The organism is Bradyrhizobium sp. U531 (genome assembly GCF_051710265.1).
GTDB lineage: Bacteria > Pseudomonadota > Alphaproteobacteria > Rhizobiales > Xanthobacteraceae > Bradyrhizobium.
Genome location: NZ_JASVEN010000011.1, coordinates 19,721 through 44,855 on the forward strand (window position 1 = coordinate 19,721; position 25,135 = coordinate 44,855).

A 25,135-nucleotide genomic window follows, 5' to 3' on the forward strand; every position below is an offset into this window, starting at 1 on the left:
AAACGAATCAGCGCATGCCCTCGACAATATCGCGCTCATGCCGGCGCAAAATCCTCGCCATGAAATTTATTTTTGATGCTTCCCCGGCCCGCACACAACGACGAATTGGAAACCCACTTTGTCCGCAAGTGGACATTATGCTTTCATGGCTCGATTGAAACTCCTTCTTATTTTTCACTCCACGCGCATCATTTCGCAGACTAGCACGACCTGAGCAGCGTGCTTCTTGCCTGTCGCACGAACTCCTGCCGCACGGCAGCACGCTGCAGTTTACCGATGATTAGGAGAGACGGCACATCGTTTACTCATTTGTGGCTCCAGCGAACCGGGTATTTGCGATATGGATTTCAGTTTCATTCCGCGCGTCGGCGCATCGCGCCCGGCGGGCATCTTCCAAACACAGGGCCGGATGAATGCGGCGGCGATGAGCTTGCCGAAAAGCGAGCCGGTCATCGCCAACCTGTCGATCCGCGTGAAGATCATGATGGGATTCGCAGTCGTGCTCCTGCTGTCGGCGGGCACCATGGCGGGCGCCTGGTTCGGCTATGAAGCGATTCTTGACGGCTTCGGCATTTATCGGACCAGCATGTCGGAATCGGATTATGCGCGCGAGATCGACAGCTCGCTCTCAGCATACCAGAGCAACGCGCGCTATTACGCCTTGACAGGGGCGAAGGAGGCCGAAGTTGCCGCGGAAGAGGCCCGGCGCTTGCTCGAGCGAACCATCACGGCAGCCATGACCGAGACTGCGACTCTCAACTGGCAGCAGTCGATCAAGGAACTGTTCGAAGCCTATCGCGCCTACACCGATTCCTTCAACAAGGTACTGGCGCGGCGCTCCGAGATCGATCGTTCGGGAGCCGCGCTCGCCGAGCAGGCGCGCGTCATCCGGTCCGGGCTTGGTGATGTGAGGATATCCGGTACTCAGGCGGAAAGCACCATTGAGCGGTTCGAGACGATCAACCGTTTCGTGACCACAGAATTGAACCGCCACGATGACGGGCTAGCGAGGGACGCCTTACAGAGGCTAGAGGGATTTAGAAGCGCGGTCGCGCGTGGCGAGCTCCGCTCGCGAGACGTCACCGGAGGTCAGACGCTCGGCGAGCTCGTGGCGTCTTACCGGGATGGGTTCGCCCGCGTGGTGGTCGCGAGCCAGGAGATCGATCGTTTGATCGACGGCATGTGGAAGCTGCGGCACAGCTTATCCGGGGCGGCGGCCTCCCTGAAGCGCGTGGCCTTGGCTGAGCAGGCTGATGCCGAGAAAAAGACCGCGGCGCAGATCGTCAGCGGTCAATCGGTCGTGGTTGCGCTCGCGCTCGCCTCCATCGCAATCGGCCTCGTTCTCTCCTTCGCGATCGGACGTGGCATCGCAAAGCCTGTGATCGCGATGTGCAGCTCGATGATCGAACTGGCCAACGGCCGCTATGAAATCGTGCTGCCAGGACTCGGTCGGCGCGACGAAGTCGGCAAAATGGCTGGTGCGGTCGAGAGCTTCAAGCGGCAAGCCATCGAGCGCGTTGAACGGGAGGCTGCGGAGATCGAAGAGCGCAACAGGTCGGCAGCCGAGCTGCGACGCGCTGAGCTCGCTAAATTCGCCGGCGGCTTTGAGACCGCGGTGGGTGACATCGTCAACGGCATCTCAGATTCAGCCCAGCAGCTCGAAGCAGCAGCATCAACGCTGTCGCGCAACGCGGAGGCGACAGGAGGCTTGACCAACGCGGTGGTCGGCGCCGCCCGAGAATCGTCGAGCAACATTGGTCTGGTCGCCTCGGCCGCAGAGGAGTTGTCGCTCTCGATCAATGATATACGCACCCAAGTCCGCAACTCGAACGCTATTTCGGATGATGCGGTCGCGCAGGCCAAGAGCACTGATACCCGCATCGCGACGCTCGCAGAAGCCTCGCATCGCATCGGTGACGTTGTGAAGCTGATTACGGCGGTAGCCGAGCAGACCAATCTGCTCGCGCTCAATGCCACCATTGAGGCTGCACGCGCCGGGGAGGCGGGTCGCGGCTTTGCAGTCGTCGCTGCCGAGGTCAAGTCGCTTGCAAACCAAACGGCTCGCGCGACGGAGGAGATCGGCTCTCACGTCGAGGGTATGCAGCAAGCGACCGGAGATTCGATCGTCGCGATCAAGTCGATCGCCGGCATCATTGGCGAAATCTCCGCCATCTCGGGTTCGATTGCATCCGCCGTCGACCAGCAGACCACGACGACGCAGGCGATCGCACAGAGCGCGCAGCAAGCAGCCTCTGGCACCGCGCAGGTGTCATCCAATCTCGAGCAGGTCAATCGCGAAGCGAGCGAGACCGGCTCGGCAGCCTCCGCTGTGCTGCAATCCGCTCGCGGACTCACCGAGGCGAGCCATCGCCTGCGCGCGGAGCTCGACCGGTTCATGGCCAATGTGGTCGCAGCGTAGCCGCCGGGCGATCCCCGGGACCCCTGCCGTCTACCATTGCGCCAAGGCCACCGACCTATGCCAGTCAACGGAACAGTTGGCGCTCTCGCGTCCGCAAGTCGTTTTGCTACGGATCGTCGATGGAGCATGGTTTGGATCTTGCCGGATTCACTTTGCACTCGCAACGCGGTGCTGTGTTGAGTGAGGTGCATGCGCGTCCCTTCACGCGGCTCAATGCACCGTTCGCAGTGCTGCGTTTGCCATCTTGAGCCAAGGAGAAGCGCCGGCCGCCGACAAGCTTCGCAGGCTTTTGCGCCGCTCACGGTCTGGTGTCGCCCGATCGTCTCGGGTGTCGGTCGGAGCGGTTTCGCTGCGCTCGGAGCAGCATTCCGATCCACGACCTTCACTTGGAGGGGGAGCAATGAGTCATCCGCGCGTCCGTTCGCTCCCATCGGCGACGAGTTCCCCGCATTGATCCGGGCACCGCCGCAGACGGGACAACTCCTTGTGGCAGTGAGGCTCGATGTGCAGAGTTGGAAGCGGTCGCGCGCGGAGCAGCTGTTCGACAAGAGCAGCCTCGCAATGTGACGGTCCGAAGCGGCCCCGCCGCTTCCGACTTTCGCGCCGATGAGCAAGGCTCTGTCCGTATCCTCATCTACAATGACGACCTGTCGCTGGGCCGGCCGGGTCGGCGCACTGGTGCAGCGCGTGCTGTGGATCAAGACTTATCGCGCTGGCTCTGCTCGGCCTGCCGGCTGCGCTTGAGCTCGCACCGTCGTTCGATCACATTGAGCGGCGGCTAGCCGAGGTACTTGTGGAGATGCGGAGGGCAGACGGCCTCAAACTCAAGAATCACCTGCTTACGAACCTGACCGCCTTGGCCGCTTCGTTGGAGCGCGGCGCGGCTGGTAGCCTGTTCCGCTTCGGGGCGAGCCGCGCCTACAACGACCCTCGTGCAGGTCGCTCTCGGCGTGATCCAAGGCGGCGGGATGAGAGGACGTCCGACCTGGTCTTCCTTCCTCGCCCGGCGCATGGCCGCAGCAATGCGCACCTGCGCGCCGATGGACCGGCAGGCTAGTTTGTCGATCAAGCTGGGGCGCGCCGCCAACCTCCTACGCGCCCGGGGCGATGTGGAACTGGAGGAGCAGAACCGCGATCTGCTGTGCTCGATGAATGAGCGCACCAAGCTGCAATTGCGCCTGCGGAGCATGGTCCAAGGCTTGTCGGTGGCGGCGATCGGGTATTACGTCGTCAGCCTGTTTGGCTACCTCGTCAAGGGCGCACATGACGAGGGCATGCATGTCGAGCCGTCCCCCGCGACCGCATTGTTGGAGCCTTTGCTGTCGGTCTGGTCTAGATCATCACGCACCGCATTCGCCAGCGGCGTCTGAAGCATGAAGGCAAACCGGGCGCTCATGACTGAGTTCCTTCGCGCTGAGGGCTTGCCATTCGAGCCCGGCCGGCCGAAGCTGGCGGGGCCTGGAGGGGAAGCGATGAGCGGATCGAACCGAATCACAAACGTGCTCTGGCTGCAAGGCGCGAGCTGCGGCGGCTGCACCATGTCGATCCTCGAAAGCGGGGCTTCCGGCTGGTTCGACGAGCTCAGGCAGTTCGGCATTAACCTGTTGTGGCATCCCTCCGTCAGCGAGGAGACAGGCGAGGAAGCAGCCGAGGTACTGGAGTCCGCGCGCGAGGGCAGGGTCCCGCTCGACCTTCTACTCCTCGAGGGCTCAGTTGCACGTGGCCCGAATGACAGCGGCCGCTTCAACATGCTCGCGGGCACCGGCCGCTCGGTCTATCGCTGGATGCTAGATCTGGCGCCACGAGCGGACTATGTCGTTGCAGTGGGAAGCTGTGCCGCCTACGGCGGCGTGCCAGCTGCCGGCGCCAATCCCACGGACGCGGTCGGGCTGCAATTCGAGGGCGCGGATGCCGGCGGCGCGCTCGGCGCCGGCTTCCGCTCCAGGCTCGGTTTACCGGTGATCAATGTCGCTGGCTGTGCGCCGCATCCGGGCTGGATGATGGAAACCATTTTGGCTCTGACGTCCAAGGACTTGTCAGCGGCCGATCTCGACGCCTATGGCCGACCGAAGTTCGTCGCCAACCATCTTGCCCATCACGGCTGCTCCCGCAATGAGTTCTATGAGTTCAAGGCCAGCGCCGAGACCATGTCCGAGCGCGGCTGCCTCATGGAGCATCTCGGCTGCAAGGCGACACAGGCGGTCGGAGATTGCAACCAGCGCTCCTGGAACGGCGGCGGCTCATGCACAAAGGGGGGCTATGCCTGCATCGCCTGCACCTCCCCCGGCTTCGAAGACGCGCAGAATTTCCTGGAGACCGCCAAGCTCGCAGGCATTCCCGTTGGCCTTCCGACGGACATGCCGAAAGCCTGGTTCGTCGCTCTCGCGGCATTGTCGAAATCGGCGACGCCGCGGCGCGTTCGCTTAAACGCGACCGCCGATCACGTGGTGGTGCCGCCCGGCCGCTCCGCGGCCAAGCGCACGCCATGACGAGGATTACCATCGGCCCGTTCAACCGCGTCGAGGGCGATCTCGAGGTACGCCTCGACGTCGATGATCGATGCGTGACGCGCGCCGAGGTGACGGCGCCGCTCTATCGAGGCTTCGAACAGATCCTGGAGGGGCGTCCGCCGCTCGATGCGCTCGTGCTGGCGCCGCGGATCTGCGGCATCTGCTCAGTCTCGCAATCGGTCGCCGCAGCTGCCGCGCTTCGTCATGCGATGGGGGTCGAGGAGGCGCCGAACGGGCTGCTCGCGACCAACATCGCGCACGCGGCAGAGAATGCCGCCGATCATCTCACACATTTCTACATCTTCTTCATGCCGGACTTTGCCCGCGAGTCCTATGCTTCGCATTCCTGGCATGAAGGGGCTCGCGAGCGCTTTGCGGCCACGCGCGGCAGTGCGGCGCGCGATGCGCTGCCGGCGCGGGCGCGGCTGCTCGAGACTATGGGCATCATCGCCGGCAAATGGCCGCACAGCCTTGCCTTTCAGCCCGGCGGTACGACGCGCGCAATCGACCTCGGCGAGCGTGTGCGGCTATTGTCGATCGTGACGGCGTTTCGCGTGTTCCTGGAACGCACCGTGTTCGCTGATACCCTCGAGAACGTGCTGTCGATCGCAACGGCAGCGGAGCTCGATCGCTGGCGCGACGGACGCGTAGGCGACTTTGCACGGTTTCTCCGGCTAGCCGACGCGCTTTCATTGAGTGACCTCGGTAAGGGCCCGGGACTGCTGATGAGCTATGGCGCCTATCATGGGGTCGACGACGGGCTGTTTCCGCGCGGCATTTTCGGTCCGCGGGGGGTCGTCGAGCCGCTGCCGCTGACCCAGATCAGCGAGGACGTTTCCCATGCGTGGATGCGGGATTCCTCCGCCGATCCCGCACACAGCAACACGGTCCCTGACCCCGACAAGGAGGGCGCCTATAGCTGGTGCAAGGCGCCGCGGCTTTCAGGCCAGCCTATCGAGGTCGGCGCGATCGCGCGCCAGACCGTGGCCGGGCAGGCGTTAATTGCCGATCTCGTCGCGACAGACGGCACCAACGTGCGCAATCGCGTGATCGCGCGGCTGATCGAGACTGCGCGTATTGCGCTTGCGATTGAAGATTGGACCCGCGCGCTTCGACTTTCGGAGCCGTTCTGTGTTCACTCGCAGGAGATTCCCGACGGTGACTATGTCGGCCTCGTCGAGGCCGCGCGCGGCAGCCTCGGGCATTGGATGGCGGTGCGTAGGGGAAAGATCGAGCGCTATCAGATCATCGCGCCGACCACCTGGAATTTTTCACCGCGCGATTCCTTCGGCGTGGCAGGCCCGCTTGAGCAGGCCCTGGTCGGCACGGATGTCGGCGAGGCCGGAGCCCGCTCCGTTGCGGTTCAGCATGTCGTGCGCTCGTTCGATCCATGCATGGTGTGCACTGCGCACTGAGAAGGATAGCCGGCGTAAACCTCGTTACCGTCTGCGAATCGAATTGTTTCCGCTTCTCCCTTCCAGCATCGTTCGATCTCGGCTTCTCGCACAATTCAAATCTCCCAACTTCTTGAGATTCCTACACTTTCGTTTCCGCCGCGGAATTGGCCTGCTTCTTGCTGTCCTTATGCACCATTACGAAGCCAAAAGCCGACGGTGGGAGGATTCATGGGCACGGCGACTGAAACATTCTACAGCGTGATCAGGCGGCAAGGCATCACGCGTCGGAGCTTTCACAAATTCTGCAGCCTTACAGCGACGAGCCTTGGGCTCGGGCCGCTGGCAGCGAGCCGCATCGCAAATGCGCTCGAGACCAAGCCGCGCGTTCCGGTGATCTGGATGCACGGCCTCGAATGTACCTGCTGTTCCGAGAGCTTCATTCGTTCGGCGCACCCGCTGGTGAAGGACGCGGTACTGTCGATGATCTCGCTCGATTACGACGACACCATCATGGCGGCTGCGGGTCACCAGGCGGAAGCTATCCTCGAGGAGACCCGCGCCAAGCACAAAGGCCAGTACATCCTCGCAGTCGAAGGCAACCCGCCGCTGAACGAAGGCGGCATGTTCTGCATCGACGGCGGCAAGCCGTTCGTCGAGAAGCTGAAGATGATGGCCGAGGACGCGATGGCGATCATCGCCTGGGGCGCCTGCGCATCCTGGGGCTGCGTGCAGGCTGCAAAACCCAATCCGACACAGGCGACACCGATCGACAAGGTCATCACCAACAAGCCCATCATCAAGGTGCCGGGATGTCCCCCGATCGCCGAGGTGATGACCGGCGTCGTCACCTTCATCACCACCTTCGGCAAATTGCCCGAGCTCGATCGCCAGGGCCGGCCAAAGATGTTCTACTCGCAGCGCATTCACGACAAATGCTACCGACGCCCGCATTTCGACGCTGGCCAGTTCGTCGAGGAATGGGACGACGAGGCTGCGCGCAAGGGCTATTGCCTCTACAAGATGGGTTGCAAGGGCCCGACCACCTACAACGCCTGCTCGACCGTGCGCTGGAACGGCGGCGTCTCCTTCCCGATTCAGTCCGGCCACGGCTGCATCGGCTGCTCGGAGGACGGCTTCTGGGATAAGGGCTCGTTCTACGATCGTCTCACCAACATCAAGCAGTTCGGCATCGAGAAGAACGCCGATCAGATCGGCATGGCGGCGGCCGGCGCCGTCGGCGCCGCCGTGGCCGCGCATGCGGCGGTGACTGCAGTGAAGCGGCTCGCGAGCAAGCGCGAAGATACCGACCACAACAGCTGATCGTAGCGACACATTAGGGCAGGACAACCATGGGTATCCAGACTCCCAACGGCTTCAATCTCGACAATTCCGGCAAGCGCATCGTCGTCGATCCCGTAACGCGTATTGAAGGTCACATGCGGGTCGAGGTCAATGTCGACGCCGACAATATCATCCGCAACGCGGTTTCTACCGGCACGATGTGGCGCGGGATTGAGGTGATCCTGAAGAACCGCGATCCGCGCGACGCCTGGGCGTTCACCGAACGGATCTGCGGCGTCTGCACCGGCACCCACGCTCTGACCTCGGTACGTGCGGTCGAGAATGCGCTCGGAATTACTATTCCCGAGAATGCCAACTCGATCCGCAACCTGATGCAGCTTGCCTTGCAGGTGCACGACCACGTCGTCCATTTTTATCATCTGCATGCGCTGGATTGGGTAGACGTCGTCTCCGCGCTCTCGGCCGATCCGCGCGCGACCTCGACGCTGGCGCAGTCGATCTCCAGCTGGCCATTGTCCTCGCCCGGCTACTTCAAGGATCTGCAGACGCGCTTGAAGAAGTTCGTGGAGTCCGGGCAGCTCGGGCCGTTCAAGAACGGCTATTGGGGCAGCAAGGCCTACAGACTGCCGCCCGAGGCCAACTTGATGGCGGTGGCGCATTATCTCGAAGCGCTCGATTTCCAGAAGGAGATCGTCAAGATCCACACCATCTTTGGCGGCAAGAATCCGCATCCGAACTGGCTCGTCGGCGGCGTGCCCTGTCCGATCAATGTAGACGGCACCGGGGCCGTCGGCGCCATCAACATGGAGCGGCTGAATCTGATCTCCTCGATCATCGACCGCATCATGGAATTCAACGAAATGGTCTATCTGCCTGACGTGGCGGCGATCGGTTCGTTCTACAAGGACTGGCTCTATGGTGGAGGCATCTCCGGTCAGAGTGTGCTCGCCTATGGCGACGTGCCCGAACATGCCAACGACTATTCTGCCAAGAATCTGAAGCTGCCACGGGGCGCCATCATCAACGGCAACCTTTCCGAGGTGCTTCCGGTTGATCACGCCAATCCCGACGAAATCCAGGAGTTCGTGGTCCACTCCTGGTACAAATATCCCGACGAAACCAAGGGCCTTCATCCCTGGGATGGCATCACGGAGCCGAACTACGAACTCGGGCCGAATGCGAAGGGGACCAAGACCGCGATCGAGCAGCTCGACGAAGGCGGCAAGTATTCGTGGATCAAGGCGCCTCGCTGGAAGGGCCACGCCATGGAGGTCGGACCGCTGGCGCGCTGGGTGGTCGGCTATGCGCAGAACAAGGCCGAGTTCAAGGATCCGGTCGACAAGTTCCTGAGGGATCTCAACCTGCCCATGTCGGCGCTGTTCTCGACGCTCGGCCGCACCGCGGCGCGCGCGCTCGAATCCGTCTGGGCCGGACGCCAGATGCGTTACTTCCAGGACAAGCTCGTCGCCAACATCAAGGCCGGCGACAGTTCGACCGCAAACGTCGACAAATGGAAGCCGGAGAGCTGGCCGAAGGAAGCCAAGGGCTTTGGCTTCACAGAAGCACCGCGTGGCGCGCTCGCGCACTGGATCAAGATCAAGGAGACGAAGATCGACAACTACCAGTGTGTGGTGCCGACGACCTGGAACGGTTCGCCGCGCGATCCCAAGGGCAACATCGGCGCCTTCGAGGCGTCGCTGATGAACACACCGATGGTGAATCCCGAACAGCCGTTGGAGATTCTACGCACGATCCATTCCTTCGATCCGTGCCTGGCCTGTTCAACGCACGTTATGAGCCCGGACGGCCAGGAACTCGCCAAGGTCAAGGTCAGGTAGGAGCAAGCCATGATGGATGCAGTTGCTCCCGCCTCGGACACCAAGCCCAACCTGACGGCGATCGCAGCCGACGCTTTCGGAGAACATGCGGTGGGTCGTCCCACCGTCTATGTCTACGAAGCGCCGGTGCGGATCTGCCACTGGGTGAACGCGTTCTCGATCATCGTGTTGATGGTGACCGGCTATCTGATCGGAACGCCGCTACCGTCGCTCGCGGGCGAGGCGTCCGACAACTTCATGATGGGCTACATTCGCTTCGCCCATTTCGCCGCGGGGCAGGTGCTCGCGGTGTTCTTCTTCGCGCGTGTCCTGTGGGCCTTCGCGGGCAACCACCATTCCCGGCAGATATTCTACTTGCCGGTGCATCGCCGGCAGTTTTGGAGAGAAGTCTGGCACGAGATCCGTTGGTACGCTTTCCTGGAGCGTGAGCCGAAGATGTATGTCGGCCACAACCCGCTGGCGCAGACCGCGATGTTCACGGGCTTCACGCTGTTTGTGGCCTTCATGATCGTCACCGGCTTTGCGCTCTATTCGGAGGGCGAGGGTATCGATAGCTGGCAGCACAGGCTGTTCGGCTGGGTGTTTGCGATCTGGCCGAACAGTCAGGACGTTCACACCTGGCATCATCTCGGCATGTGGGCGCTGGTCGTGTTCGTGATGGTGCACGTCTACGCCGCGATCCGCGAAGACATCATGTCGCGCCAGAGCATCATCTCCTCGATGATCTCGGGCGAGCGGCAATTCCGCGACTGAAAAGGGAGCGCGGCCGATGCCGACATTCTCGCAAGACGATCGCATTCTGGTGCTCGGCATCGGTAATATCCTGTGGGCCGACGAGGGTTTCGGCGTGCGCGCTGTGGAGGAGTTCCACCGCCGCTACGCCGTGCCGGTCAATGTCACCATCCTCGATGGCGGCACGCAGGGGCTCTACCTCGTCAACTATCTGGAAGAGGCCGACCGCCTCATCGTGTTCGATGCCATCGACTACGGCCTCGAGCCCGGCCAGTTGAAGCTCGTGCGCGACGATGAGGTGCCGCGTTTCACCGGCGCCAAGAAGATGAGCCTGCACCAGACCGGCTTTCAGGAAGTCATCAGCGCCGCCGATCTGCTCGGCCGTTGCCCGCATCATCTCGCGCTGATCGGCTGCCAGCCGCTCGATCTCGAAGACTGGGGAGGACCGTTGACTCCGCCGGTGCGCGACCAGATCGTCCCGGCGATTGATCTCGCCTGCGGGATACTGGCCGCGTGGGGTGTCGAGGTAATACACCGCAGCGCGCCATTGACGGAATCCGAGCGGCTGCTCGCCAATAACATCGACCATCTCAACTACGAGATGCGGCCGTCCTGACCGACACGGATTTTCGGAGAACGCCGGATGTGCCTCGGCCTGCCGATGACGATTATCGAGACCGACGGGATCTCGGCGATGTGCGCGTTTCGCGGCGAGCAGCGCCGGGTCTCCATGATGTTGCTCTCAAACCCGCCCGCTGGTGCCAAGGTGCTGGTCTATATCGACACCGCGATGCGGCTTTTGGATGAGGAAGAGGCGCGTCTGATCGCGGATGCGATCGAAGGTCTTAGCGCAGCGCTCGACGGCGAAGATTGTGACCGCTTCTTTGCCGACCTCATCGATCGCGAGCCGCAGCTGCCCGCACACCTTCGGTCCGAATAAAGCCCAACGTCCAGCGTTCGCGGACGACCGGACCCGCTGCGGCATCGGGCAGCCGGCAATTGCAAGCTGCCTGGAAAGAGTCCTTCTGCATGCAAAGATACATTCCAGAGAAGCGGAAAGTATCTTATCATCGAACAACAAACCAATTCATCGCCATAAAGATTGAGGATATATATCAATAAGATAACTCTGGAAAGTCGCTAGCGTGTTCTGGCACATGCCTTGCTATTCCCTACCGCGAGCGAAATCATAAGCTTGTCAGGGGAGGTTTGATGGAATTCCAGGTGGGGAAGCATGATCTGACTCGGCACGGCCTGCCCGAGGTCAATGCGGCGACGGTCGATCATTTTCTTGGCGCGGCCGACGAGGCCGGTGCGATCGCGGTGCTCCTGTCGGCGGGCGATCCCAATCGTTTCCCCGAGGCGATCGACGTCGCCGTGGTGCTGCCGGAGTTGATCACCGCGTTTAACGGCCGGCTGCGCGGCGCCATCATCGCTCGCGGCGACGAAAGCGTGCTCGGCCAGCGCTTTGGCGTGCGCGTGCAACCGACGCTGATCTTCGTCGCCAAGGGCGAGACGCTGGGTCTGATCGCCAAGATCCAAGACTGGTCGGTCTATGTCGACCGCATCGCCAAGCTGATCGACCGGCCGCGCGGGCAAGCGGCCGCGGTCGCCGTCACCATCGTTCCCCAGCATCGCGCGCAAGGTGTCGAGCTATGAAGGTCGGATTCTGGGATGCGCCCGAAGGCGCCGAGCAACCGGTCAGCGTATTTCCGATCGGCGAGGAGAGTCTCAATGCATCGAAAGGCAGCCTGACGGCGGCCGGAGCGCTGGCAAAGCTTGCAACGCTCGATAGCGCCGAACTTGCCAAGGACTGCCCGAACGCCGTCACGCTGCTCTCGACGATCGCGCGTGCCATCGCGGACCAAAATGCGAATGCGCCGACCCAACTGTTCCGGCTCGCCAATCTCAACGAGCTCGAGAGCAAGCTCATAGCCGACGTGCTCGGTGAAGGTGAGGTCGCCGGGGTCGTCGCTCTGCCCGACGGATCGCTGGCCCAGATCCAGGAATCGGTATTGGCGGGGATCTGGCGGGTGCGGCTCGAGACCGACGCCACCTCCGAATATATCGAGATCGGCGCGGTTCCGGAGATCGTGAAGCGCGCGGCTGCTGACCTCACGTCCGCCGATTTTGAGATCGGGCAGGTACCGGAAGGCGCGATGAACGTGCTGCCGGTGCTTGCTGAGATCCGCGAGCGTGCGCTGGCCTGGCGGCCCGGCATCCGCTCGCAGATCATTAATTTCACGCTGCTGCCGATGAGCCCGGTCGATATGAGCTTTCTGCAGGACACCATCGGCAACGGACCGATCCAGCTCGTATCGCGCGGCTATGGCACCTGCAAGGTGCTGTCCACGGGCATTCGCAATGTCTGGTCCGTGCAGTTCTTCAATGCCATGGACACCATCATCCTCGATACGCTCGAAGTCGGCGGTGTGCCGACCGTCGCGCTTGCCGCGGACGAGGATTTCGAAGACTCCGCCGAGCGGCTGCAGGAAATTATCGAGGCCTATTTCAAATGAGCGCCTTCGAAAATTTCGGCGTGCGCCAGGATGTCGCCGAGGCCACGCGGCTGGAATGCGGCATTTGCTGGACGGTTTACGATCCCGCCCACGGCGACGACGTCGCGCAGATCGGGCCCGGCACGCCGTTCGCGGCGTTGCCGGAGGAATGGCACTGCCCAAACTGCGATGCTCCGAAATCCAAATTCATGGCGATCGAAGCATGATTGGGAGCCCACCAGATCCCGAGGCCGATGCCGTAGCGTGGGGCGCGCTTCTGGCCGAAAGCTACCGGGACATCGGCGAGCGCGCGATGCGCGATTTGCCGATCTACAACGATGCGCTCGGCGTCGAGGCGATCGGTTTCCGCCGGTTCAACGGCACGATCGTCGGCATCATGGTCACGCCATGGTTCATGAACGTGGTGATGCCGGCGAGCGCCGTGGCGCAGGCGATGTCAGGCACGACCGTGCAAATCCGTTTTCCCGCGGGCAACATCGAATTCACCATCAGTGAGGTCGGACAAATGGGCCGGATCGCAAGTTGCTCGTTGTTCTCGCCGATGTTTCAGTTCACGAACATGGCCGCGGCGCGGGCGACGGCCGAAGCTGCCATTGCGGAATTGATGCTGGCGGGAGACAGTGAGGAGGCGGTCCGCCGTCGCGAGCCCGCGACAACACCGATCGATCGGCGTAACTTCCTTCGCGGGGCCTTGACGGAGCGGCGTGAATGAGCCTGGGGTTCCGCAACGAAATCGACATCACGGTGTGGCTCGCCAGTGGCACGATCGCCGATGTCGCGATCCGGCCGCGCAGCCGGCCGCCTTTGACGCGGCTGTTTGCCGGCAAGCCGGCGATGTCGCTGCTCTCAGTGCTGCCAAGGCTGTTCTCGCTCTGCTCTGTCGCCCACCAGGTGGCGTTTCTCTCGGCGGTCGAGGCCGCACAAGGGGAGGAGGCGACGCAAACGACGGTGCGCCGTCGCGTCATGGGTGTGGTCGCGGAGCGGATGACCGAATTACTGCGCGGCCTTTTCGTCGGGCGGCTCGCGCTCGACGATACGAGCGCCGGGGCCGTGCGCGCCATGGTGCAGGCAACCCTGGTGCTCGGTGGCGCCAGCGACGCCGTGCCGGAAGCGTTGCGCCGCGACGCCGTCGCACAAATCAAGGCCGCGCTCGGCACGCTGGGAATCGCCGAAGGCCAGGTGCTCGCGCCGGGCAGCGTGCTTGCCGCCTATGTCGCGCGCTGCGAAGGCGAAGCGTTGTCGCCGCCGGCCGCCGAGCAGACCTTCCTGACCGCAGCTGATGATCTCGAAATCGTCACGCGTCTGCTCGCGGATGGTGCGGCTTATTCCGATGCGCCGGAGCTGTGTGGCAACATTCCGGAAACCGGCGTCTGGGCGCGCAGGGAGCGGCGCGAGCCGGTGTTGCCGCCGGATGCAGGTCCGGCCGCGCGCCTCAAGGCACGCATCGCCGAAGTCGCGCGGCTCTGCGCCTGGCTCGATAGCGGCCAAGACGACCTTGATGACGGCGTCGTCGCAAGCTATCGCCTCGGCGCAGGCAAGGGCGCGGCCGCGGTCGAATGCGCGCGCGGCCGGCTCTATCACGCTGTCGCGCTCGACGACGAGGATCGTATTGCGAGCTTCGAATTCCTGGCGCCGACCGAATGGAATTTTCATGCCCGCGGTCCGCTGGTCCGCAGCCTCAAGGGTTCGCTGCTCGCCGCCGGCCAGCGGGGACAGGACGCGGTGCGCGCGCTGGTCGGCGCGTTCGACCCCTGCGTCGGTTTCAGCCTCAGCTTTCGCGAGGCCGGCCGTGCATGAGATGGCGCTGTGCGAGGGCATCATCGGAATCGTCGAGGAGGAAGCGCGCAAGCGTTGCTTCGCCAAGGTGAAGATCGTCTGCCTCGAGATCGGCGCGCTCAGCCACGTCGCCCCAGAGGCCATGAAATTCTGCTTCGAGGCCGTCGCCGCCCGGACCATCGTACAAGGGGCGAGGCTCGAGATCGTCGAGACGCCCGGGACAGCCTGGTGCATGGCGTGTTCCAAAAGCGTCGAGATCAAGCAGCGTTACGAACCATGCCCATCCTGCGGTGGCTATCAACTGCAGGTGACGGGCGGCGAAGAGATGCGTGTAAGGGAACTGGAGGTCGACTGATGTGTACGGTCTGCGGCTGCAGCGACGGCAAGGCATCCATCGAACATGCCCATGATCATCATCATGATCACGGGCATGACCACGATCATGATCACGACGGGCATCATCATCACCACCATCACGGTCATGTCCATGATCACCATCATCACCACGATCACGCCCATGGCGATGCCGGGCTGCTTGACTGCGGCGCCAATCCGGCCGGCCAGAAAATCGCCGGCATGAGCAGCGACCGTATCATCCAGGTCGAGCGCGATATCCTCGGCAAGAACGACAGGCTGGCCACCGACAATCGCGCCCGTTTCCGCGCGGATGACGTGCTGGTCTTCAACCTGGTTTCGAGCCCCGGCGCCGGCAAGACCTCGCTCTTGGTCCGCGCCGTCTCCGAGCTGAAGGACAGTTTTGCGATCGGTGTGATCGAAGGCGACCAGCAGACCTCCAACGATGCCGAGCGCATTCGCGCAACCGGCGTGCCGGCGATCCAGGTCAACACCGGCAAGGGCTGCCACCTCGATGCCGCCATGGTCGGCGAGGCCTATGACCGGCTGCCCTCGCTGAACGGCGGCCTGCTCTTCATCGAGAATGTCGGTAACCTCGTATGTCCGGCGGCCTTCGATCTCGGCGAGGCCTGCAAGATCGTGGTGTTCTCGACCACCGAAGGCGAGGACAAGCCGCTCAAATATCCCGACATGTTCGCAGCCTCGTCCCTGATGCTGATCAACAAGATCGATCTCGCGCCCGTGCTCGATTTCGATCTCGCAAAAACCGTCGAATATGCCCGGCGGGTCAATCCAGACATCGAGGTGTTGACGGTGTCGGCACGCACCGGCGAAGGTTTTGCGGCGGTCTATGCCTGGATCCGCAGGCGGTCGGCCGCACTGAAGCCGGCCGCGATGACTGCGGCGGAGTAACGATGGGCGGCGAGGCCACAGCACTGGACCGACGGCGGCTGCGCCTGCATGTGCGCGGCGCTGTGCAGGGCGTCGGCTTTCGCCCCTATGTCTATGGCCTTGCCACGCGTTATCGCCTCGGCGGTTTCGTCGCCAACGATTCCCATGGCGTCGTCATCGAGGTCGAAGGCGAGCGCGCGTCGGACTTCGTCGCGGCGCTGCCGCTCGAAAAACCGCCGCTCGCCCGCATCGACGAAATCTCGGTGCAGCCGGTCGGCGCCATGGCGAGCGAGCAGTTCTGCATCCGCGCCAGCGAGCAGGGCAGGGTGTCGACGCGCATCGTCGCCGATGCCGCGACCTGCCCAAAATGCCTGGGCGAGCTGTTCGACCCGGCCAGCCGGTTCTATCGCTACCCCTTCGTCAACTGCACCCATTGCGGTCCGCGCTATACAATTGCCGAGCGGCTGCCCTACGACCGCGCGACCACGTCCATGAAGCGCTTTGCGATGTGCAAGGCCTGTGCGAGCGACTATGCCGATCCCGGCAGCCGCCGCTTCCATGCCGAGGCGATCGCCTGCCCGCAATGCGGCCCGCGGCTCAGCTACGGTATCGAGGACATCGCCGCCGCGATTGCGACCGGCGCGATCGTCGCGATCAAAGGGCTCGGCGGCTTTCAGCTCGTCTGCGATGCCCGTGACGAAGCGGCCGTGCAGCGCCTGCGCCAGCGCAAGCAGCGCGATCAAAAGCCGTTTGCCGTCATGGTTGGCTCGGTGGACGCGGTCGCCGACATCGCTACGGCCGATGCTGCCGAGCTTGCCCTGCTCGAGACCTCGCCGCGGCCGATTGTGCTGATGACCTCGCGCGGCCGGCTCGCGCCCGGGATCGCGCCGGAGCTGTCGCGGATCGGCATCGCGCTGCCGGTCACCCCGCTCCATCACCTGATCCTCGCGGCGCTGGATTCGGCGCATAAACGGGCCGCCGAGAGCTGGGCGATCGTCGCCACCAGCGCCAATCCAGGCGGCGAGCCGCTTCTGATCGACAATCGCGAGGCGGAGCTGCGGCTGGCCGGCATCGCCGACCTCATCGTCAGCCATGACCGCGACATCGTCACCCGTGCCGACGATTCCGTGGCCGCGGTGGTCGCGGGCCGGACGCAGTTCATCCGCCGCGCCCGCGGTTATGTGCCTGAGCCGGTCCGCCTCGCGCGGTCGGTGCCGCCGATCCTGGCCGTCGGCGGCGCGTTGAAATCGACCGTGACGGTCACGCGCGGCAACGAGGCGTTCGTTTCCCAGCACATCGGCGACCTCGACACCGCCGAAGGCGTCCGCTTCTTCGAGGAAACCGTCGAACACCTGCTGTCGACGCTGGACGTCGAGCCGGTCGTCGTCGCCCATGACCTGCATCCCAACATGGTCTCGACCCGCTTCGCCGAAGCAAGCAGGCGGCCGCTGATCTCGGTCCAGCATCATCATGCCCATGCTGCTTCCGTCATGGCTGAGCATGGCGTCGCCGGGCCGGTGCTGGCGCTGGTGCTTGACGGCTTCGGCCAGGGCAGCGACGGCGGCAATTGGGGCGGCGAGCTCCTGCTGTGCGAGAGCGTGCAGTTCCGGCGGCTCGGACATCTGGCGCCGATGAAGCTGCCGGGGGGCGATCGTGCAGCGCGCGAGCCGTGGCGCATGGCCGCAAGCGTACTGCATGGCTTTCGCCGCGGCGATGCGATCGCAACCCGTTTCGCGAGGCAGCCGCAGGCCGCAGGTCTCTGCGCCATGCTCGAGCAGCCGGGCGTGCCGGTGACGACCAGCGCCGGCCGGCTGTTCGACGCCGCAGCGGCACTGCTTGGCCTTTGCCCGGTGCAAAGCTACGAGGGCGAAGCTGCGATGAAGCTTGAGGCGCGCGTTCGCACGCCGCGTATCATGAGCGACGGCTGGATGGTCGAGCACGGCGTGCTGTCCCTGTTTCCGTTGCTCGCGCGCCTTGCGGCCGAGGGGCTCGATCCTGTCGCCGGCGCCGAGCTGTTTCATGGCACGCTTGCGGCCGCCTGCGTCGACTGGATCGGCCGTGCGGCGCGCGAAATCGGCATCACGACCGTCGCCTTGAGCGGCGGCTGCTTCCTCAACGCGATCCTCAGTTCCGGGATTGAGCGCGGTTGTATCGCCGCCGGTCTCTCGCCGCTGCTGCCGCGGCAATTGCCGCCCAATGACGGCGGTCTCAGCCTCGGTCAGGCCTGGATCGCCGCGCTCCAACTCGAACAGCAAGGCCTGGAAGGAACCGCCTGATGTGTCTCGCGATACCTGCTGAGGTCACCAAGATCCTGCCCGACGAGATGGCGATCGTCTCCATCGACGGCGTCAGCAAGGAGATTTCGGTTGCCCTGATCGAAGACCTCGCCGTCGGCGACTACGTGATCATCCATGTCGGCTATGCTCTGACCAAGATCGATCCGGAGGAGGCGAGGCGCACGCTCGAATTGCTGCGCGAGCTCAGCACCGAGGGACAGGGAGCCGCGTCATGAAATATGCCGACGAGTTTCGCGACAAGGAGATCGCGCTCGGGCTCGCGAAAGCGATCCGCGCTGAAGCCGATCCGAAAAAGCCCTATCGCTTCATGGAATTCTGCGGCGGCCATACCCACGCGATCTCGCGTTACGGTCTGGAGGACATGCTGCCCGCGAACGTGCGGATGATTCACGGGCCCGGCTGTCCGGTCTGTGTGCTGCCGGCGGGGCGCATCGACATGGCGATCCGGCTCGCGATGCGGCCCGACATCATCCTGTGCGTCTATGGTGACCTGATGCGCGTCCCCGGCTCGCAGGGCGCATCGCTGCTGAAGGCGAAGGCGCGGGGCGCCGATATCCGCATGGTCTACTCCACCATCGATGCGATTCGGATCGCGGAAGAGAATCCCGAGCGCGAGGTCGTGTTCTTCGCCATCGGCTTCGAAACCACGACGCCGCCGACCGCGGTCATGATCCGATTGGCCGGGAAGAAGCTACTCGAAAACTTCAGCGTGTTCTCCAACCACGTGCTGACGCCGCCGGCGATGCAGAACATTCTGGAGAGCCCCGACATCCGCAATATCGGCCGCGTCGAGATCGACGGTTTCGTCGGGCCGGCCCACGTCTCGACCATCATCGGGACCGCGCCTTACGAGTTCTTTGCGGAAGAATTCGCCAAGCCGGTGGTGATCTCGGGCTTCGAACCGCTTGACATGATGCAGGCGATCCTGATGCTGGTGCGGCAGGTCAACGAGCACAGGCACGAGGTCGAGAACCAGTACAGCCGCGCCGTGAACCGTGACGGCAATCTGCGGGCCAAGGAGGAGGTGTCCGACATCTTCGAGCTGCGCGATCAATTCGAGTGGCGCGGGCTGGGGCAGGTGCCCTATAGCGGGTTGAAGCTGAAGCGCGCCTACGCGAAATACGACGCGGAGGTCCGCTTCGATATGAACGATCTGCGCGTCGACGACAATCCCGCATGCGAATGCGGCGCCATCCTGCGCGGCGTGAAGAAGCCGGTCGACTGCAAGCTGTTCGGCACGGTCTGCACGCCGGAGACGCCAATAGGCTCCTGCATGGTCTCATCCGAAGGCGCCTGCGCCGCGCACTGGACCTATGGCCGCTTCCGCGACCATCAGCAGAGGCGCGCGTCATGAAGGCCTATCAGCGCAAGCTCGACATTAGGAACGGCTGCGTCGACCTGTCCCACGGCTCGGGCGGCCGCGCCATGGCGCAGCTGATCTCAGGCCTGTTCCACGAAGGCTTCGGTAACGAATGGCTGGCGCGCGGCAATGATCAGTCGGCGTTCGACGTCGGCGCCGGGCGCATGGTGATGACGACTGACGGCTACGTGGTCTCGCCGCTGTTCTTTCCCGGCGGGAATATCGGCTCGCTCGCGGTGCACGGCACCGTCAACGACATCGCCATGGCCGGCGCGACGCCGCTTTATCTCTCGGCGAGCTTCATCATCGAAGAAGGCTTTCGCTTCGCCGACCTCAAGATCATCGCGGAATCGATGGGCGAGGCGGCGCGCGGGGCCGGAGTCCATATCATCACCGGCGACACCAAGGTGGTCGAGCGCGGCAAGGCCGACGGACTGTTCATCTCGACTGCCGGTGTTGGCGTCGTGCCCGATGGCCTCGATCTCTCGGCCGAGAACGCGCGGGTCGGCGATCGCGTGCTGATCTCGGGCACGCTCGGCGACCACGGTGTCGCCATCATGTCCAAGCGGCAGAATCTTGCTTTTGAGACTGAGATCGTCTCGGATTCGGCGTCGCTGCACGATCTCGTCGCCAGGATGGTGCAGGCCGGCGGTCGTGGCATCCGCCTGATGCGCGATCCCACCCGCGGCGGGCTCGCCGCCACGCTGAACGAGATCGCCCAGCAGTCCGACCTCGGCTTCCATCTTGAGGAGGAGGCGATCCCAGTGAAGCCGGGCGTGGCGGCGGCCTGCGAGCTGCTCGGGCTCGATCCGCTCCACGTCGCCAATGAGGGCAAGCTGGTCGCGATCGTGGCGCCCGAACATGCCACCGCCGTGCTGGCCGCGATGCGGGCGCATCCGCTTGGCCGCGACGCCGCCGACATCGGCGAGGCCGTGGTCGACGATCATCATTTCGTGCAGATGGCTACGAGCTTCGGCGGCGGGCGGATCGTCGACTGGCTGTCGGGCGAGCAATTGCCGCGAATCTGTTAGGACCGATTATGCGCATCCTGCTCCTGTCGCATTCCTTCAACAGCCTGACGCAGCGTCTGCATGTCGAGCTCAGGGAGCGAGGCCACGACGTCGTGGTCGAGCTCGACATCCATGCCGACGTCACGCGCGAGAGCGTGGCGCTGCATCGGCCGGACCTGGTGATCGCGCCATTCCTGAAGCGGGCGATTCCCGACGACGTCTGGCGCAGCGTGCGCTGCCTGGTCGTCCATCCCGGCCCGCCCGGTGACCGCGGTCCGGCCGCGCTCGACTGGGCGGTCCTGAAAGGCGTCGCGGAGTGGGGTGTCACGGTCTTGCAGGCGGATGGCGAGTTCGACGCCGGTCCGGTCTGGGCATCCCGCAGCTTCCCGATGCGGCGCGCGGCCAAGTCCAGCATCTACCGCAATGAGGTGACGTCGTGCGCCGTCGCGGCGGTGCTCGAAGCCATCGACGCGATCGAAGCCGGAGGAGTGACGCCGCAGCCGATGGATGCGGGAGATCCGCGCATTCGTGTACGCGGTCCTTGCCTCCAGGCGGACCGGACGATCGACTGGCAGCACGATACGACCGCGACCGTGCTGCGCAAGATCGAAAGCGCCGACGGCGTGCCGGGCCTCGTCGATAGCCTTTTCTTTCAGGACGTCAGGCTGTTCGACGCGCATGACGCGCACGGTATCTCCGGCGTGCCTGGCACCGTCATCGCGCAATGCGAGGGCGCGCTGGCGCGCGCCACGGTCGACGGCGCGGTCTGGATCGGCCATGTCAGGCGGCTTGCGCCGAGGGACCTGAAGCTGCCGGCAGCAAAAGTCTTCGCTGCGGAGGCGGGGCATCTGCCGCACCGGCCCGGCTGCGGCTACGTCCCGATCCGGTATCGCGAGCATGGCGAGGTCGGCGAACTCGCGTTCTCCTTCTACAATGGCGCCATGGCGACCGGCGACTGCGAGGCTTTGCTCAAGGCCTATCGCGCGGCGCTCGCGCGTCCGACCAGGGTGCTGTTCCTGACCGGCGGCCGGGACTATTGGTCGAACGGCATCCATCTCGCCGAGATCGAAGCGGCCGACAGCGCCGCAGACGAGTCCTGGCGCAACATCAATGCGATCGACGATCTCGCCCGCGCGATCATCGAGACCACCGATCGCCTGGTCATTTCGGTCATTCGCGGCAATGCCGGTGCGGGCGGCGTATTCCTGAGCCTTGCCGCCGACGAGGTCTGGGCGGGCGATCAAATCATCCTCAATCCGCACTACAAGGACATGGGCAATCTCTACGGCTCGGAATACTGGACCTATCTGTTGCCGCGCCGTGCGGGTGCCGCGAACGCGACCCGGATCACGCAGTGTCGGCTCCCGATGGGGGTGACGGAAGCACATCGTCTGGGCATCATCGACCGCGTGCTGTCGGGCGCGGAGCTCGAGACCGCAAACCTTGTCAAGCGCGGCGCCGCCATGGCGGCAGACGAAGGTCTGGTTGCGCGGCTTGCCGACAAGCAGCGACGGCGCGACGCTGACGAGGCGGAAAAGCCGCTGCAGGCCTATCGCGACGAGGAGCTGCGGCGGATGCGGCTGAATTTTTACGGATTCGATCCGAGTTACCACGTCGCTCGCTTCAACTTTATCCACAAGGTGCAGAAGTCGCGCACGCCATTGACGATTGCCAACCACCGGTCGCGCGCGCGCCTGACCAGTCCCCTCGCTTAGCAGTGCGATCATGAGCGTTCAGGGAACCATTTTGGTCATCGACGACGAGGTTCGCTCGCAGGAAGCGCTGCGGCGCGTCCTCAATCAGGACTTCGAGGTGCTCTGCGCCGGCAGCGCGGCGGACGCGGAAAGGCTGCTGGAAGGCGAGATCGTCCACGCCATCCTGTGCGACCAGCGCATGCCGAACGAGTCCGGCGTCAGTTTTCTCAAGCGCGTGCGCGAGCTCTGGCCGGATCCGGTGCGCATGATCATCTCCGGCTATTCGGACTCGGAGGACATCATCGCCGGTCTCAACGAGGCGGGCATCTATCAGTACATTACGAAACCCTGGCAACCGGACCGGTTGATCGACATCGTCAAGGAGGCGGTCCAGCTCTATCGCCTGCAGAAAGAGACGGAGACCGCGGGCGTCGACGTCAAGGCGATGCCCGAGCACGTCAAGAAAGCCGTCTCGGTCAAGCGCGGTGCCGCCAAGCAGCTCTACGATTTCAACCGCATCGTGCATTCACCGGACAGTCCGATGCATGGGGTGATCGAGCTCGGCCGGCGCGCCGCCGAATACGATATCTCCGTGCTGATCACCGGCGAGTCCGGAACCGGCAAGGAGCTGCTCGCGCGCGCGATCCACTACGGTTCTGCCCGGGCCACCAAGGCCTTCGTGGTCGAAAACTGCGGCGCGCTGCCCGACCAGCTGCTCGAAAGCGAATTGTTCGGTTGCAAGAAGGGCGCTTTCACCGGCGCCTATCAGGATCGCATCGGCCTGTTCGAAGTCGCCGACGGCGGCACCATCTTCCTCGACGAGATTGGCGAGACCTCACCGGCCTTCCAGGTGAAGCTGTTGCGCGTGCTCCAGGAGAGCGAGATCCGGCCGCTCGGCGCTCAGCGGGTGCGCAAGGTCGACGTCCGCGTGGTCGCCGCCACCAACCGGGATCTCGAGGCCGAGGTCGAGGCGGGGCGGTTCCGGCGCGATCTTTATTACCGCCTAGCAGCGTTTCCCCTGCACATGCCGGCGCTGCGCGAGCGGGCGATGGATATTCCCCTGATCGCGGAAGGGGTGCTGTCATCGGTCAAAACCTCCTTCAACCGGCCGAACCTGCGCTTTGCCGTTTCGGCCTTCGACGCCTTCGTCAAATATCACTGGCCTGGCAATGTGCGCGAGCTGCAGAACGAGATCCAGCGCATGGCTGTTCTGGCCAATACCGACGAACTAAGGGCCCCGACGCAGCTCGGCCGGAGCAACGGCGGGCAGCGGGGCATCGCGGTCCATGGCAAGCTGAATGGTTCTGCGACCCTCAAGGACAAGGTGGAGGATCTAGAGAAGTCGGTTATCATCAGCTATCTGGAGCGCTATGAAGGCAATATCAGCCGGGTTGCGAGCGAGCTTGGGCTGTCGCGCGTCGGTCTCAGGAACAAGCTGTCCAGGTATGATTTGAGAAACAATGCCAAAGGCGACGCATTCTCCTGACACCGGCGCGGCGGAATCGCTGCTCAAGCTGATCACCGATCGCGGCGCGATCGAGTTCGATCACGAACGCGAGGGCGCCTGGATCGAAGTCATCCGCAAGATGGACGAGGTCTATTCCGATCTCCTGCGCTACGAGGTCGACCTCGAGCACAAGAATGCGGAACTCGAGGAAGCGCAGGCCTTCGTCACCAACGTCATCGAATCCGTCTCCGACATCCTCATCGTCTGCGACGCGAAAGGGCTGGTGCAGCAGGTCAATTCGGCGTTCCAGCGAACACTGGGCCGCAGTAGTGATGAGATCGTCAGCTGGAAGATGGCGGAGGTCATTGACCCCGCCGACAACGTCAAGCTCGTTTCACTTCTCTCGCCTCGCGGCACCTCCGACGTGGTAGACGGCGAGCTCCGCTTCTTGACAAGAGACGGCAGCTCAGACCTGTTCGCAATCAACAGCTCGCCCCGGCACGACCATCGTGGACGCTTCATCGGCGTGGTTCTGACGGGAAGACCCATCGGCGAGCTTCGCCGGGCCTACGAAGCGCTGCACAAAGCGCACCAGGAGTTGCAGCGCGCCCAGCGCCAGCTGATTGAACAGGAGAAGATGGCGAGCCTTGGCCGGCTCGTCGCCGGAGTAGCCCACGAACTCAACAATCCGATCAGCTTCGTTTATGGGAATGTTCATACGCTGATGCGATATCGCACAGCACTCACGGCCTATCTCGATGCGGTACACGGCAATGGTGAGAGGAGGCAAGACGCCGAGGCATTGAGGAAACGCCTTCGCATTGGTGACATTTTGGAGGATTTAGGTCCGCTGTTGGATGGGACCATGGAGGGTGCGGTCCGAATTAGCGAGATCGTGAAAAACTTGCGCCGGCTTTCCTTCAGCAAGCTTGGAGAAGTCGAGCGCGTGAATATCCAGCCCATGATCAATACGGCGGTGCTATGGGCGGCCCGAACGAGGAAAACACGGCTCGATATCCAGATGGATATCGAGCCCGATCTCTGGATTTCTGGGAATGAAGGACAGCTCCATCAGGTGATTGTAAACCTGGTTGAGAATGCCATTGATGCGATGCGGAGCGTCCGGTCTCCACGCCTTGCCGTTTGTGCGTCTCGCCGCGGCAATGACATTCTCGTTCATATTTCAGATAACGGCCCCGGGATTGACGCGCAGAATCTTGGCCGGATATTTGAGCCATTCTTCACGACCAAACGCGTTGGGGAAGGAACGGGGCTCGGTCTCTGGATCAGCTATGGAATCGTCCGTGAGCACGGTGGCGAGCTCACCGGGGTCAATGCGCCAGAGGGAGGAGCTATCTTCTCTTTTGCTCTCCCCGCGGCCTAGAGAGCAGGGGGGTCCCACCGGCAACTTCCTTAAATGCCTGCGAAGCCGGCATAGTCTGGCCAAGAGCCGGTCGAGTTGCTGATCTTGCACAAATCGCGATGACGGAGACGACAGTCCGGGCGACTTCTCATGAACCACAATCTGCACCCGTCCTGCACCGACGCCAACCTCGAACCCGCCGGGTCCGGCGATTCCAAGCCGCGAC

The 25,135-nt window shown here is 63.6% G+C and carries 23 protein-coding genes and 1 pseudogene; all 24 read left to right on the forward strand.

Translation table 11 applies throughout. The features are described from left to right. The first annotated feature begins 340 nt into the window (after positions 1-340). The 24 genes and pseudogenes from QRQ56_RS33495 (at position 341) to QRQ56_RS33610 (ending at position 24,930) form a co-directional block, all read left to right on the forward strand. Entirely contained in the window at positions 341-2,419 is a 2,079-nt protein-coding gene (locus QRQ56_RS33495; RefSeq protein WP_438745690.1) for a methyl-accepting chemotaxis protein, read from the forward strand. 766 nt (positions 2,420-3,185) lie between these two features. Next, positions 3,186-3,284, forward strand: a pseudogene (locus QRQ56_RS33500) (hypothetical protein); the annotation flags it as partial. Between the two features lie 67 nt (positions 3,285-3,351). Then, positions 3,352-3,789, forward strand: coding sequence for a DUF3422 family protein (locus QRQ56_RS33505; protein WP_438745691.1), 438 nt, complete (start codon positions 3,352-3,354; stop codon positions 3,787-3,789). Positions 3,790-3,891: 102 nt separating this feature from the next. After that, complete coding sequence (locus QRQ56_RS33510) at positions 3,892-4,908, forward strand: HupU protein (RefSeq protein WP_438745692.1); 1,017 nt, start codon at positions 3,892-3,894, stop codon at positions 4,906-4,908. Next, positions 4,905-6,344: a nickel-dependent hydrogenase large subunit gene (locus QRQ56_RS33515; RefSeq protein WP_438745693.1), complete on the forward strand. Its 1,440-nt coding sequence runs from the start codon at positions 4,905-4,907 to the stop codon at positions 6,342-6,344. The genes QRQ56_RS33510 and QRQ56_RS33515 overlap by 4 nt, the downstream gene beginning before the upstream one ends. 210 nt (positions 6,345-6,554) lie before the next feature. Further along, positions 6,555-7,646, forward strand: coding sequence for a hydrogenase small subunit (locus QRQ56_RS33520; RefSeq protein ID WP_438745694.1), 1,092 nt, complete (start codon positions 6,555-6,557; stop codon positions 7,644-7,646). A gap of 29 nt (positions 7,647-7,675) precedes the next feature. After that, complete coding sequence (locus QRQ56_RS33525; protein ID WP_438745695.1) at positions 7,676-9,466, forward strand: nickel-dependent hydrogenase large subunit; 1,791 nt, start codon at positions 7,676-7,678, stop codon at positions 9,464-9,466. A gap of 9 nt (positions 9,467-9,475) precedes the next feature. Beyond that, positions 9,476-10,219: a Ni/Fe-hydrogenase, b-type cytochrome subunit gene (cybH, locus tag QRQ56_RS33530; protein WP_438745696.1), complete on the forward strand. Its 744-nt coding sequence runs from the start codon at positions 9,476-9,478 to the stop codon at positions 10,217-10,219. A 16-nt stretch (positions 10,220-10,235) separates the two neighbouring features. Then, a complete protein-coding gene (locus QRQ56_RS33535; protein WP_438745697.1) occupies positions 10,236-10,814 on the forward strand; it encodes a HyaD/HybD family hydrogenase maturation endopeptidase in 579 nt (192 codons plus the stop codon). A gap of 27 nt (positions 10,815-10,841) precedes the next feature. Further along, positions 10,842-11,138 carry a HypC/HybG/HupF family hydrogenase formation chaperone gene (locus QRQ56_RS33540; RefSeq protein WP_438745698.1) on the forward strand — a complete coding sequence of 99 codons (297 nt, stop codon included), beginning with the start codon at positions 10,842-10,844 and terminating at the stop codon, positions 11,136-11,138. 272 nt (positions 11,139-11,410) lie between these two features. After that, on the forward strand, positions 11,411-11,857 hold the full coding sequence (locus QRQ56_RS33545; RefSeq protein ID WP_438745699.1) for a hydrogenase accessory protein: 447 nt from the start codon (positions 11,411-11,413) through the stop codon (positions 11,855-11,857). After that, positions 11,854-12,717, forward strand: coding sequence for a hydrogenase expression/formation C-terminal domain-containing protein (locus QRQ56_RS33550; protein ID WP_438745700.1), 864 nt, complete (start codon positions 11,854-11,856; stop codon positions 12,715-12,717). The genes QRQ56_RS33545 and QRQ56_RS33550 overlap by 4 nt, the downstream gene beginning before the upstream one ends. Then, positions 12,714-12,923 carry a rubredoxin gene (locus QRQ56_RS33555; RefSeq protein ID WP_438745701.1) on the forward strand — a complete coding sequence of 70 codons (210 nt, stop codon included), beginning with the start codon at positions 12,714-12,716 and terminating at the stop codon, positions 12,921-12,923. Before QRQ56_RS33550 ends, QRQ56_RS33555 begins: the two co-directional genes overlap by 4 nt. After that, a complete protein-coding gene (hybE, locus tag QRQ56_RS33560; protein ID WP_438745916.1) occupies positions 12,920-13,429 on the forward strand; it encodes a [NiFe]-hydrogenase assembly chaperone HybE in 510 nt (169 codons plus the stop codon). The genes QRQ56_RS33555 and hybE overlap by 4 nt, the downstream gene beginning before the upstream one ends. After that, the gene (locus QRQ56_RS33565; protein WP_438745702.1) at positions 13,426-14,514 is read left to right on the forward strand and encodes a nickel-dependent hydrogenase large subunit; all 1,089 of its coding nucleotides are present in this window, start codon (positions 13,426-13,428) and stop codon (positions 14,512-14,514) included. Before hybE ends, QRQ56_RS33565 begins: the two co-directional genes overlap by 4 nt. Further along, entirely contained in the window at positions 14,507-14,848 is a 342-nt protein-coding gene (gene hypA, locus QRQ56_RS33570; protein WP_438745703.1) for a hydrogenase maturation nickel metallochaperone HypA, read from the forward strand. The genes QRQ56_RS33565 and hypA overlap by 8 nt, the downstream gene beginning before the upstream one ends. Then, the gene (gene hypB / locus QRQ56_RS33575) at positions 14,848-15,759 is read left to right on the forward strand and encodes a hydrogenase nickel incorporation protein HypB (protein ID WP_438745704.1); all 912 of its coding nucleotides are present in this window, start codon (positions 14,848-14,850) and stop codon (positions 15,757-15,759) included. Before hypA ends, hypB begins: the two co-directional genes overlap by 1 nt. Before the next feature lie 2 nt (positions 15,760-15,761). Further along, positions 15,762-18,014: a carbamoyltransferase HypF gene (gene hypF, locus QRQ56_RS33580; protein ID WP_438745705.1), complete on the forward strand. Its 2,253-nt coding sequence runs from the start codon at positions 15,762-15,764 to the stop codon at positions 18,012-18,014. Further along, on the forward strand, positions 18,014-18,250 hold the full coding sequence (locus tag QRQ56_RS33585; RefSeq protein WP_438745706.1) for a HypC/HybG/HupF family hydrogenase formation chaperone: 237 nt from the start codon (positions 18,014-18,016) through the stop codon (positions 18,248-18,250). Before hypF ends, QRQ56_RS33585 begins: the two co-directional genes overlap by 1 nt. Further along, positions 18,247-19,389 (forward strand): hydrogenase formation protein HypD, encoded by a 1,143-nt coding sequence (gene hypD / locus QRQ56_RS33590; RefSeq protein WP_438745707.1) that lies wholly within the window; start codon positions 18,247-18,249, stop codon positions 19,387-19,389. The genes QRQ56_RS33585 and hypD overlap by 4 nt, the downstream gene beginning before the upstream one ends. Continuing rightward, positions 19,386-20,426: a hydrogenase expression/formation protein HypE gene (hypE, locus tag QRQ56_RS33595; RefSeq protein ID WP_438745708.1), complete on the forward strand. Its 1,041-nt coding sequence runs from the start codon at positions 19,386-19,388 to the stop codon at positions 20,424-20,426. Before hypD ends, hypE begins: the two co-directional genes overlap by 4 nt. A gap of 8 nt (positions 20,427-20,434) precedes the next feature. After that, positions 20,435-22,120 (forward strand): hydrogenase maturation protein, encoded by a 1,686-nt coding sequence (locus QRQ56_RS33600; protein WP_438745709.1) that lies wholly within the window; start codon positions 20,435-20,437, stop codon positions 22,118-22,120. A gap of 10 nt (positions 22,121-22,130) precedes the next feature. Beyond that, a complete protein-coding gene (locus QRQ56_RS33605) occupies positions 22,131-23,585 on the forward strand; it encodes a sigma-54-dependent transcriptional regulator (RefSeq protein WP_438745710.1) in 1,455 nt (484 codons plus the stop codon). Beyond that, positions 23,560-24,930, forward strand: a complete 1,371-nt coding sequence (locus QRQ56_RS33610; protein WP_438745711.1) for a PAS domain-containing sensor histidine kinase — start codon at positions 23,560-23,562, stop codon at positions 24,928-24,930. Before QRQ56_RS33605 ends, QRQ56_RS33610 begins: the two co-directional genes overlap by 26 nt. Positions 24,931-25,135: the final 205 nt, after the last annotated feature.

What these genes read in the sequence shown, in the direction of transcription:
- QRQ56_RS33495 (WP_438745690.1), top strand. Translation starts at nt 341, where the DNA reads ATGGATTTCAGTTTCATTCCGCGCGTCGGCGCATCGCGCCCGGCGGGC.
- QRQ56_RS33510 (WP_438745692.1), top strand. Translation starts at nt 3,892, where the DNA reads ATGAGCGGATCGAACCGAATCACAAACGTGCTCTGGCTGCAAGGCGCG.
- QRQ56_RS33515 (WP_438745693.1), top strand. Translation starts at nt 4,905, where the DNA reads ATGACGAGGATTACCATCGGCCCGTTCAACCGCGTCGAGGGCGATCTC.
- QRQ56_RS33520 (WP_438745694.1), top strand. Translation starts at nt 6,555, where the DNA reads ATGGGCACGGCGACTGAAACATTCTACAGCGTGATCAGGCGGCAAGGC.
- QRQ56_RS33525 (WP_438745695.1), top strand. Translation starts at nt 7,676, where the DNA reads ATGGGTATCCAGACTCCCAACGGCTTCAATCTCGACAATTCCGGCAAG.
- cybH (WP_438745696.1), top strand. Translation starts at nt 9,476, where the DNA reads ATGATGGATGCAGTTGCTCCCGCCTCGGACACCAAGCCCAACCTGACG.
- QRQ56_RS33535 (WP_438745697.1), top strand. Translation starts at nt 10,236, where the DNA reads ATGCCGACATTCTCGCAAGACGATCGCATTCTGGTGCTCGGCATCGGT.
- QRQ56_RS33540 (WP_438745698.1), top strand. Translation starts at nt 10,842, where the DNA reads ATGTGCCTCGGCCTGCCGATGACGATTATCGAGACCGACGGGATCTCG.
- QRQ56_RS33545 (WP_438745699.1), top strand. Translation starts at nt 11,411, where the DNA reads ATGGAATTCCAGGTGGGGAAGCATGATCTGACTCGGCACGGCCTGCCC.
- QRQ56_RS33550 (WP_438745700.1), top strand. Translation starts at nt 11,854, where the DNA reads ATGAAGGTCGGATTCTGGGATGCGCCCGAAGGCGCCGAGCAACCGGTC.
- QRQ56_RS33555 (WP_438745701.1), top strand. Translation starts at nt 12,714, where the DNA reads ATGAGCGCCTTCGAAAATTTCGGCGTGCGCCAGGATGTCGCCGAGGCC.
- hybE (WP_438745916.1), top strand. Translation starts at nt 12,920, where the DNA reads ATGATTGGGAGCCCACCAGATCCCGAGGCCGATGCCGTAGCGTGGGGC.
- QRQ56_RS33565 (WP_438745702.1), top strand. Translation starts at nt 13,426, where the DNA reads ATGAGCCTGGGGTTCCGCAACGAAATCGACATCACGGTGTGGCTCGCC.
- hypB (WP_438745704.1), top strand. Translation starts at nt 14,848, where the DNA reads ATGTGTACGGTCTGCGGCTGCAGCGACGGCAAGGCATCCATCGAACAT.
- hypF (WP_438745705.1), top strand. Translation starts at nt 15,762, where the DNA reads ATGGGCGGCGAGGCCACAGCACTGGACCGACGGCGGCTGCGCCTGCAT.
- QRQ56_RS33585 (WP_438745706.1), top strand. Translation starts at nt 18,014, where the DNA reads ATGTGTCTCGCGATACCTGCTGAGGTCACCAAGATCCTGCCCGACGAG.
- hypD (WP_438745707.1), top strand. Translation starts at nt 18,247, where the DNA reads ATGAAATATGCCGACGAGTTTCGCGACAAGGAGATCGCGCTCGGGCTC.
- hypE (WP_438745708.1), top strand. Translation starts at nt 19,386, where the DNA reads ATGAAGGCCTATCAGCGCAAGCTCGACATTAGGAACGGCTGCGTCGAC.
- QRQ56_RS33600 (WP_438745709.1), top strand. Translation starts at nt 20,435, where the DNA reads ATGCGCATCCTGCTCCTGTCGCATTCCTTCAACAGCCTGACGCAGCGT.
- QRQ56_RS33605 (WP_438745710.1), top strand. Translation starts at nt 22,131, where the DNA reads ATGAGCGTTCAGGGAACCATTTTGGTCATCGACGACGAGGTTCGCTCG.
- QRQ56_RS33610 (WP_438745711.1), top strand. Translation starts at nt 23,560, where the DNA reads ATGCCAAAGGCGACGCATTCTCCTGACACCGGCGCGGCGGAATCGCTG.